General features: G+C 38.8%; 8 protein-coding genes and 2 pseudogenes. 3 read left to right on the top strand and 7 right to left on the bottom strand.

Going from position 1 to position 9478, the window contains the following annotated elements:
- Positions 1 to 142: 142 nt before the first annotated feature.
- The 5 genes from PN450_RS12295 to PN450_RS12315 all read right to left on the bottom strand — a co-directional run bounded on the left by PN450_RS12295 (position 143) and on the right by PN450_RS12315 (position 3836).
- Complete coding sequence (locus PN450_RS12295) at positions 143 to 1213, bottom strand: Mrp/NBP35 family ATP-binding protein (RefSeq protein WP_148762705.1); 1071 nt, start codon at positions 1211 to 1213, stop codon at positions 143 to 145.
- A gap of 219 nt (positions 1214 to 1432) precedes the next feature.
- Positions 1433 to 2014 carry a CPBP family intramembrane glutamic endopeptidase gene (locus PN450_RS12300; RefSeq protein WP_148762703.1) on the bottom strand — a complete coding sequence of 194 codons (582 nt, stop codon included), beginning with the start codon at positions 2012 to 2014 and terminating at the stop codon, positions 1433 to 1435.
- Positions 2015 to 2063: 49 nt separating this feature from the next.
- Positions 2064 to 3104, bottom strand: a complete 1041-nt coding sequence (locus PN450_RS12305; protein ID WP_148766904.1) for a DUF3326 domain-containing protein — start codon at positions 3102 to 3104, stop codon at positions 2064 to 2066.
- Positions 3105 to 3165: 61 nt separating this feature from the next.
- Complete coding sequence (locus tag PN450_RS12310) at positions 3166 to 3336, bottom strand: hypothetical protein (protein ID WP_271836519.1); 171 nt, start codon at positions 3334 to 3336, stop codon at positions 3166 to 3168.
- A gap of 182 nt (positions 3337 to 3518) precedes the next feature.
- Positions 3519 to 3836 carry a 2Fe-2S iron-sulfur cluster-binding protein gene (locus tag PN450_RS12315; protein WP_041458113.1) on the bottom strand — a complete coding sequence of 106 codons (318 nt, stop codon included), beginning with the start codon at positions 3834 to 3836 and terminating at the stop codon, positions 3519 to 3521.
- Positions 3837 to 3936: 100 nt separating this feature from the next.
- Here PN450_RS12315 and PN450_RS24085 point away from each other — a divergent pair.
- Positions 3937 to 4122, top strand: a pseudogene (locus tag PN450_RS24085) (hypothetical protein); the annotation flags it as partial.
- Positions 4123 to 4342: 220 nt separating this feature from the next.
- Here the strand turns inward: PN450_RS24085 and PN450_RS12320 are convergent.
- Both PN450_RS12320 and PN450_RS12325 read right to left on the bottom strand, forming a co-directional pair.
- Entirely contained in the window at positions 4343 to 5077 is a 735-nt protein-coding gene (locus tag PN450_RS12320) for a GDYXXLXY domain-containing protein (protein ID WP_168632048.1), read from the bottom strand.
- Positions 5078 to 6010: 933 nt separating this feature from the next.
- Positions 6011 to 7462, bottom strand: a pseudogene (locus PN450_RS12325) (DUF2157 domain-containing protein); the annotation flags it as partial.
- Positions 7463 to 7694: 232 nt separating this feature from the next.
- On the opposite strand from PN450_RS12325, the gene PN450_RS12330 reads away from it, so the two are divergent.
- Both PN450_RS12330 and PN450_RS12335 read left to right on the top strand, forming a co-directional pair.
- A complete protein-coding gene (locus PN450_RS12330; protein WP_271836520.1) occupies positions 7695 to 8648 on the top strand; it encodes an RsmB/NOP family class I SAM-dependent RNA methyltransferase in 954 nt (317 codons plus the stop codon).
- Between the two features lie 387 nt (positions 8649 to 9035).
- Positions 9036 to 9368 (top strand): hypothetical protein, encoded by a 333-nt coding sequence (locus PN450_RS12335; protein ID WP_271836521.1) that lies wholly within the window; start codon positions 9036 to 9038, stop codon positions 9366 to 9368.
- The last annotated feature ends 110 nt before the right edge of the window (positions 9369 to 9478 follow it).

The following is a 9478-nucleotide window of genomic DNA, read 5'->3' on the forward strand; positions in this document are numbered from 1 at the left end:
GAGTAGGGGAGTAGGGGCAGGGAGAGAAATTTTCTTCTTTCTTCTTTCTTCTTTTTTCTTTCTTTCTTCTTCTAAACTCCTGACTCCTGACTCCTGACTCCTGACTCCTGACTCGGTGACTCCTGACTCCTGACTCCTGATCTTATGTCAAAGCATTAACTGATACTTTACCTGCGACAGTGAGAGCGATCGCTGTTAGGGCTTTGGCTGCGGCTGAGTTGGGTTCACCAATTACTATCGGCACACCAGTATCACCGCCAATCCGGGTAGAAATTTCTAATGGTACACATCCTAACAGAGGAACTCCCAATTCTGCGGCTGTTTTGGAACCACCACCAGAACCAAAAATGTCATATTGCTTATCTGGTTGATCTGGGGGAATAAAATAGCTCATATTTTCCACAATTCCCAAAACTGGGACATTTAACTGCTGGAACATCCGCAACCCCTTTCGGGAGTCCAACAAAGCTACAGTTTGTGGTGTGGTGACAATGACTACTCCTGCCATGGGGACAGCTTGGGTTAAAGTTAATTGAGCATCTCCAGTCCCAGGGGGCATATCCACAATTAAATAGTCCAGTTCTCCCCATTCGACTTGATAGAGAAACTGACGAATCACACCATTCAGCATGGGACCGCGCCAAATTACTGGCTGATCTCGATCAATCAAAAAACCCATTGAAACCAGCTTGACACCATGATTAAAAGCCGGTTCGAGGATGTCTCCTGCTTCTGTAGAACGGACATTAATTTCGGAATCACTCAAACCCAACATTGTGGGATCATTTGGTCCATAAATATCTGCATCTAATAAACCGACCTTTGCCCCACTTTGCGCTAAAGCCACGGCAATATTTACAGCCACTGTACTTTTACCAACGCCACCTTTACCGCTAGAAACAGCAATAATATTTTTCACCCCAGGTACGCCATTCCGGTCTGGTAAGCTTTTTTGCTGGGGTGTTTCCGCTGTTACTTCTATAATTACATCTGTGACATCAGGCAGCTTTTTTACAGCTTTTTTACAGTCTTCAACAATAAATTCCCGTAAAGGACAAGCGGGAGTGGTTAACACCAAAGTGAAACTAACCTTGCCACCGTCAATCTTGACGTTGCGAATCATATTCAGTTCTACCAGACTTTTGCGAAGTTCTGGATCTTCTACTGGTCGCAATACTTCCAGGACTGCGTGGGAATCTAGGACATCATACATAATGTGTTTACCGTTGCCGCTTACTATATAGCTTAAAAAATTTTCATTGACAGATACTAGAATCTTAACTTTATTGGGGCAGTTGTTGATTAGTCATTGGTCATTGCTAACAGGGCAGAAAATCCTTAAAAAATCAAAGCAGCTATCATGTAGAGATTTTTTATGGGATTGACTTGTTTGACAAAAATCTGGGGAGGAATTGGCTGCTACCAGCCATATCTAAAGTTTTTGGATTTTCCATAAATAGCTAGATAGCCAATTTGTCACAATATGAGCAACTATTGGTAATAACAAGTTGCCACTTAATAAGGCACTATAACCAAGGATTATACCAATAATAGTTGCCCAAATTACATAAGGCCATTGTTGGGGACCGCTAAGGTGCAAAACTCCAAAACAAAGACTTGATACGATCACAGCGGTATGATCTCCACCTAAAGCGGGTAGCATGACACCCCGAAATAATAATTCTTCACTTAAACCGGGAAGTAATCCTAACCAGATTAAATCTGGTAAAGCTAGAGGTTTGAGAACCATTTCTAGATAATAATCAGCGCTTTTGCGATAGGGAGGGGAAAGGCGATAAGCTAAACCACTTAATATGGTAATAATTACACCTAAACTAATTCCTAATAATAAATCTTGTTCGCGCCAGTGCCATTTAAAAAGGATGATATCGCCCCAACGTAACCATAATTTAGCAACTATCCAGAGAATAATTGCGGTTACACCCATTGCTACTAAGACTTGGGTGCGTGTTAAGTAGGGGATTTCTGGTTCTTGATTTTTTTGTTCAATCACAGGATTTTAGAAAAATAATTGGTAATTGGTAATTGGTGGTTAGTAATTGTTAATTGTTAATTGTTAATGAGGAAGGATTGATACCTGCTTTGTGAGCGACTAATACGCCTACTGCTTCCAAATATGAGTTTACCTGTAAGGTTGGAATTTTTAACATAGAAGCAGGAACTTGGATCAAAGTTTTATTTTCTGCGACTGTAATTATTTGACATTGTTTATGACTTAAACTCAATAAAGCACTATTTCCACAAGCGGTGGCGGGAATAATTAAAGCATCAACTTGATTTACCCAGATATCAGTGGACAAAGAATTGTGATTTTTTGTATTAATGATAAATTGCGGGGCGTTACTCAAACCAACTAAAACACAAGGTAAGAAAGTATAGCCTAGTTCTTCAGCCGCTGCACGAGGGGATAAATTAGGGGACGCAGGGGCGGGAGAAAGGGCGGGAGCATGGGCGCAAGGAATTTTAAAGGTACGAACTAATAAATGACTAATGACGGCTTCTGCACCGGCTAGAGGGTCTACTCCTTGACCTTGACGATAGTTTTGGACTGCGGTTTCGTCCATATCTTCCGGGAACCGGGCAACAACTGCGATCGCTTCGGCTTTTTCTGCTATAATTAATTTCTCGGCAGCCCGTAATAAACTATCAGGATTCCCAATTGTTCCCCAACTTGCACCTGATGAAGAAGTTCGTAATTCTACGTTTAGCGGTGCGTCAGTAATCACATGATTTGTAATATTTAATCCTAAGGTTGCTCTGGCTGCGTCGGCTACCTGCAAGTGTCGCAGCATTAATTCCGGTTCAATACCCTGGTCTAAAAGTAACCCGACTCTGTTACTACGGACAGGACGTAAACCCCATTCTCCAGCCGCAAATTTATCTAAACCATATCCTTCGACATAGAAAGCGTTGGGAATATTCCAGTATAAACTTGCACCGTTCATGACATTGGGGTGAGTAATCAAGCGATCGCAGACCTGTGATATAACTCTAGCTACTGGTAAGGCATCACCAGCATAACCGCCAATTGCTGCCCCAATGCCGGTGGGTATAATTAAAATTACGGTGTATGGTTTTTGAATGGGTATCACAGGTTTTTGTTTCGCGCAAAGACGCTAAGGAGCAAAGACGCAAAGAAGAAATTTAAGCGGTAACTACGGCTTCTACTGTTGCGATTTGTTGTTCTTCGTCAATAGCAGTAATAGCCCAACGCAGGGGTTCACCTTGTTTTTGTAATTCCGCTGTAATGGCTTTTTCCAATTCTGTGGCGGTTTCTTGCAATTCGATTTCGGCGGTAATAAAGTGAGTTGTCATGATTCTAAATCCTTTGTATTTGTGATTTTGAGAATACAGAAACTTTTTAGGGATTGGTAATTATCAATTATTTACCTAGTACACAACGGCGTAAGTCAACTAACTATTAAAAATTCATGAAAAGCTTATACAATCTGCTTTTTTAATTTTTAATTGTTAATTTTTAATTCCGCCCTGCGGTACTACCCTTTCCCAAATTGTGCTTGATAAACGATGTCTTCTTTTTCTGTTTCAATTTTTAAATCAGAAAGAGGTTTAGCAACACAAAGTAGTGCATAGCCTTGTTTTTGCAAATCTGGACTTACACCCATACCATCTGCTTGCTCTACAGTTCCTTCTGTAACCAAAGCCGCACAAGTTGTACAAACACCAGCGCCGCAAGAAGTTGGTAGGTCTAAACCAGTAGCTGAGGCGGCGTTGAGAATAGTTTCATCTTCAGGAACTTGCAGAGTATATGTTGTACCTTGGTGGTTAATTTCTACGGTGTAAGTTTTGGACATATATAGCAGCAATTTTTGACAACAGACAAACATCTTATTCTACTTGATCATATATAGCAATCTTGTCTGATCTGAGAAAGTTTATCTTTTTTAATGACAGATAACTGATAAACGCGAACTTTCAGAACAGGATATTTGTACAAAATATATTTTACCTGCTTTGGTGCGTTCAGGGTGGGATATCACCAAGCAAGTCCGAGAACAGGTATATTTTACTGATGGTTGGATTTATGTTCAAGGGAATCAAACACGCCGGGGAAAGGCGAAAAAAGCCGATTATATTCTTTTGGACTAGATAACGCCAGGATTCTGGTTTAAGTGGCCTCGTTGAACCAGGAATCCCAGTGTCTTTAGACCGGGGAGTGTCAATTCACTCTCTCAATAAAAAGAGTGAAAATGTCAGAATCAGCATTTATGATTGTTGTTGGGTTGATAAAATTTGGGAATTTTTTCTATCATCCTGTAAATCCTTAAATCTTGTAAATCATGATTCTGACAGATTAATCCTATTGAAAACGATAATTGCGATAGCCACGTTCACCATTCGCATCTCTTATGGATAAACCCGTAGGAATAGCATTACCTTGAGGATCTACTTTTACCCTCACTAAAATTGGTTGTTGTCTACCATTTCTGTTTTCCTGAACTTGTGAAATATCTTCATTAATCTGTTGTCTTTGTTCTTCAGGAATGAAATAGTTTTCCAACCCATAATTAATTAAACCGTCTTGATAATTACCTTTTAAAGCTACCTGATTATTAGATAAATCAACAGGGCGATTACTACTTACTCGGATAGGTTTCCAAGATTGGAGTTCATTCCTATCAAAAGATTGTCGTTCTTGCAAAATTAGATATAAGGTACTTCCTTGGGAAATTTGTCTACCTCTGCGGGAATTTCTTCGCAACCAATTATTCCAACCTGGTAATCTTCTCAAAGTTTCGGGACGAGAAATATTATAATCCAAGTTCAATGAAGAACCTCGGACAACATCATTAGGATTTATAGCTACAGTTTGCAAAATTACCGTCTTACCAGTCATGTCTGTATACATGGCTTGAGAAGGTACAGCCAAAATTAAACCTACTTGAACCAATAAAGGGGCAATTAATCGCCAAATCGGTAAAGGTTTATTAGCTTTCTGTTCTGTAGCAATAAGATAATCCCGAAAAGTTAACTTTTCAGAAAATTGCATTTCTGGGGTTGAGGTTTTTTTTGATTCAGGGAAGTCATTTTTCATGGGATTAATTTAGTAATTGGTAATAGATAATCGGAAAAAATACTTTTCCCATTACTGCTAATTTTTAGATAGGAATTTATCCGCAGAGATTTATATAGGGCTTGCTGAAAAAGTCTTTTCGTGAGGGCTAGGAGTCAGGAGTCACCGAGTCAGGAGGAAGAATTAGAAGGAGAGAAGAATAGTCTCAAATTTCAGAAAATGATAGGTTTTTAATGGTTTCAATCCTTATTCCTTGCACCTAATTCACTTTTTTAACCGGGAAACTCTTAATCTATCTAGGTTTTCGGTTTATTCAGCAAGCCCTATATAGCAAGACTTCAGGAGTCACCGAGTCAGGAGAAAGAAAGTAAGAGTCAAAATCTAATTTTGTGCGAGTAATGTAGCAATATCCGGCAGAATATCCCCTATTAATTTGTTTTAACTGCTGAATTATTCTTGATGAATATGTCTTCATTCTGATTGAAAATTATCCCATTAATCACCTCTGTTATCACGTCTGTTGTCATCTCTATTATCTCCTCTACTACTTCTATAATCACTCCCACTATTGCTTCTTTTGTCACCTCTATTATCGCTATTGTCTCCTCTACTACTTCTATAATCACTCCAATCACTCCCACTATTGCTTCTTTTGTCACCTCTATTATCGCTATTGCCTCCACTACTACTTCTATAATCACTCCCACTATTGCTTCTTTTATCACCCCTGTTATCGCTATTGCCTCCACTACTACTTTTGATACCGCTATTACCGCTATTTCCACTACCACCGCTATTTCCACTATTACCGCTATTTCCACTACCACCGCTATTCCCACTATTCCCGCTATTCCCACTATTTCCGCTATTACCGCTACCACCGCTATTCCCGCTATTACCGCTACCACCACTATTCCCGCTATTTCCGCTATTCCCGCTACCACCGCTATTCCCGCTATTACTAGTTTTAGAAGTAGTAAAACGACTTTCAAACCAAAGTCCGGCTGCAATGAGAGAATAACCACAAATACCAAATACTAAAGCCCGGAAAAGAACCTCAGTATTATATTCTAAAACCCGGCTAATAATTTGCAGGGTAAATAATAACATACCACACCAAAAGGCGTTTCTTTTTCGTAATTTCAACCCTTCTTGAACTAATCCCCAGGCTAATATTGCCAACAAAATGTTGAAGATAAAAATGCCTAGTTCAGTAATTCTGGTGATAGCTTGATGCCAAAAGGGAGTAATCAGGATGAAACCCAAAAAAGTAGTAATAATGCCAATTCTGAAAAATACTTCCCGACGAAGTGGACTGTTGCTTTGACGAATTAGAAACAACCATTGCAACACTGCCAAACCGCTGAGAATTCCTAAATCAATAATGGGCAAGGATGGCAATACATTCGATAAATTACTAGTTTGATCGAAGGGATTTAAAAATGATAAACTGCTACTAGAGTCTACAGATTCCCATTGAGAACGAAAAGACAAAAGATAAAAAACTACCCCAAAACAAATCAAACCTAAATTACGTGCCAGGGGTTGAAACAATCTATAATTAACTGTGGGAAAAAGTAAATCGTCATAACTCCAAAGTAAGGCAGGTGGTAAAGCCAACGCAAAGGAAGCTATCCAAGAAACTAGATCAGAAAATGTTAAGAGTGGTAAAGGTCTGAGGTTATATTGCAAAGATATAATAAATGCCACAACTCCCATGCCAAAAATCCACCGGGATCTGCAAATATAAGCTAAGGGAACAAACAGTAACCATGATAGTAAGGGCATATGGCGCACAGCTAACCGCGCCCAAGTCAGTTCCCCAGATTCAGATCCTAAATTACCAATTCCTATCCAATAACCGATTTGAATGAGGACAATGGCCATAATTCCCAAGGAATTGAGGGAAAGACTATAAGCCATGACTAACACTCCAAACCCCCAAGCTAAAAATAACTCAGAAGCTGAACCGCTAATATTGAATATTTGCCCCATTAACATGAGGGTTGTCCCTAAAATAAAAGCACTGAGAATTAACAATGCTTCTCCGAGTACCCGTTTACCCTCTTGGGATTTTTTACCCTGATTTGTGGTAAGTGTAGGTTCTCGCCAAGTCAAAAACCCAGTAATGGCTGTGGAGAGAAATAAACTCATTAACAAGATAAACTTAACATCCCGTGACCAACCCTGCCAATTTGCGCCCACAAGGGTCATTAAACCTAAGCCTAATAGTAAACCGCCAATGACAATGGCAATGACACCAAAACTATCACGGGTAGATTCTTCTATCTTATTAAATTGATGCCGCTTGGCTATTTGGTCATACTGGGAAGAATTAATAATTCCTTCGTCTCGCCAACGTTGTGATTCTTGGCGGAGTTTTTGCTGAAAATTGTTAAATATCATGACCTCTCCGGTACATAAGTGGAATACCAAATCTAAAATCTTAATTTGGTATGAGTTTGACAAGCATTAAAACAAGGTTAGCTTCTAGGCAAAAGCCAGAAGCCATAACGGACGAACTTTGCAAACGCCATTTGAATATCGGTCAATGTCTTTTTAGTATGCAGCCAAATATATTGATTGCATTGTTCTCATGTAACAGTTTCTCTTCTGATTTAATTTGGTAGAAATTAATATGCAAAAACCTTCTAATTTATTGCTTAAAGTTACGCGACAGTTATTTGCAAATGTAGATGAACAAACAAAGTTTATTGATGCTTTAGTTCATCCTCAACCTTTTGCACCTTGTATTCTGTGGTGTCAAGATAAACCCGATATTTCGCCTTTTAATGTGCAAACACCAACACATTGGCAACCGCATTTTGTAGACCGGTTATCTTTAGGAGAAAAACCTGGTAAGCATTCTCTTCATGAACAAGGACATTTTTATTGTTTAGATTTTTCTTCGGTATTTTCTGCTTCGGTTTTGTTGGCAATTCCCGAATCAATATCTGTAGTTTTTGATATGTGTGCTGCCCCTGGTGGTAAAAGTGTGTTTGCTTGGAGGGCTTTAAAACCTGATTTATTAATTACTAATGAGGTGATTGGTAAGCGGTTGGGGATGTTAATTTCTAATTTAAAACGTTGTCAAATTAAACCTAGTGGAGTAGTAAATAGGGATTCGAGTATTTTTGCAGAACTGTTGCCAGCTTCGAGTAATTTGGTGATAGTTGATGCCCCTTGTACCGGGCAATCTTTACTAGCTAAAAATGAGAAAGCACCGGGATGTTTTCACGCGACTTCAATTAATAAAAGTGCAAATCGTCAAAAACGGATTATTGCTAATTCTGCCCAAGTTGTTGCCCCTCAAGGTTATTTGGCTTATATGACTTGTACTTATTCTGCTGAAGAAAATGAGCAGGTTTGTGAATGGTTTTTAGAACGGTTTCCGCATTTTCAAGCGGTGGAAGTTGAGCATTTATCTACTTTTCAATCTCGTTTAACTAGTATTCCTTGTTATCGGATGTTTCCGCAATATCGGTTGGGTGCGGGTGCGTTTACGGCGTTGTTTAAAAATACGGCGGAAGGTGATATGAACGGGATTGATTTAGACACTATGTCTGCTATGTGGAGATATCAAAATATGTAATATTCTTGGATGCTATCCGAATAAAGCCCACCTGCGTGTGATTGACATTTTATTTCTCACGCAGAAGCACGAATAAGTATTAAGATTTACAAATTAAAATCAGTCGTCATCAGGTAAATCAAGGCTTTTACGTCATTTTTGCGTAATTATTGCACAATTTAGTATAATTTTTTTAATAAAATAGTATTTTTTACTGTAGTCAAGTTAACATAAATCATTTTAGATGTGTGTAATGAAAGTGACAGTTTAGGCAAAATATCCGCCACAAAAGCAGTAGTTTATCCTAGATTCTCAGTGATACTAATATTTCACTCTTGAAGTACACCCAAGATGAGCATTGCCCAACCTACGTAATCAAGATTTTCATAAATTATTTAGGAGCGCATTATGTTTGATAGTTCTGAAAAGTCTTTTGATTCCTCTTTATCAGGATTGGGTAATTTCTCAACTTACCTGGATAAAGACCCTTTAAGTTCCAGTCTAACAGTGTCTAGTTCACAGCAACTTCCATCAGTAAATGCACCTGTTGATTATGCTGGAAATACCCTAGCTACAGCCCGTGCTGTTGGGACATTAACAGGTACTCAAAGTTTTAGTGACTGGGTAGGAACTGGTGATATTGACGATTACTATAGTTTCAATGTGGGAACACCAAGTAACTTTAGTTTGAGTTTAACAGGCTTGAGTGCTGATGCGGATGTTCAGTTACTCGATAAGTAAGTTGGCGTTAAACAATCAACATATGTAACGAAATGTAAATTCGACAAATACCTTATAGATAGGTTATTTAAGGGTTTTTACGAAAAAAATGTATATTGATTTTATCGTGC

It is taken from the genome of Dolichospermum lemmermannii CS-548 (assembly GCF_028330815.1).
In the GTDB taxonomy this organism is placed as follows: domain Bacteria; phylum Cyanobacteriota; class Cyanobacteriia; order Cyanobacteriales; family Nostocaceae; genus Dolichospermum; species Dolichospermum lemmermannii.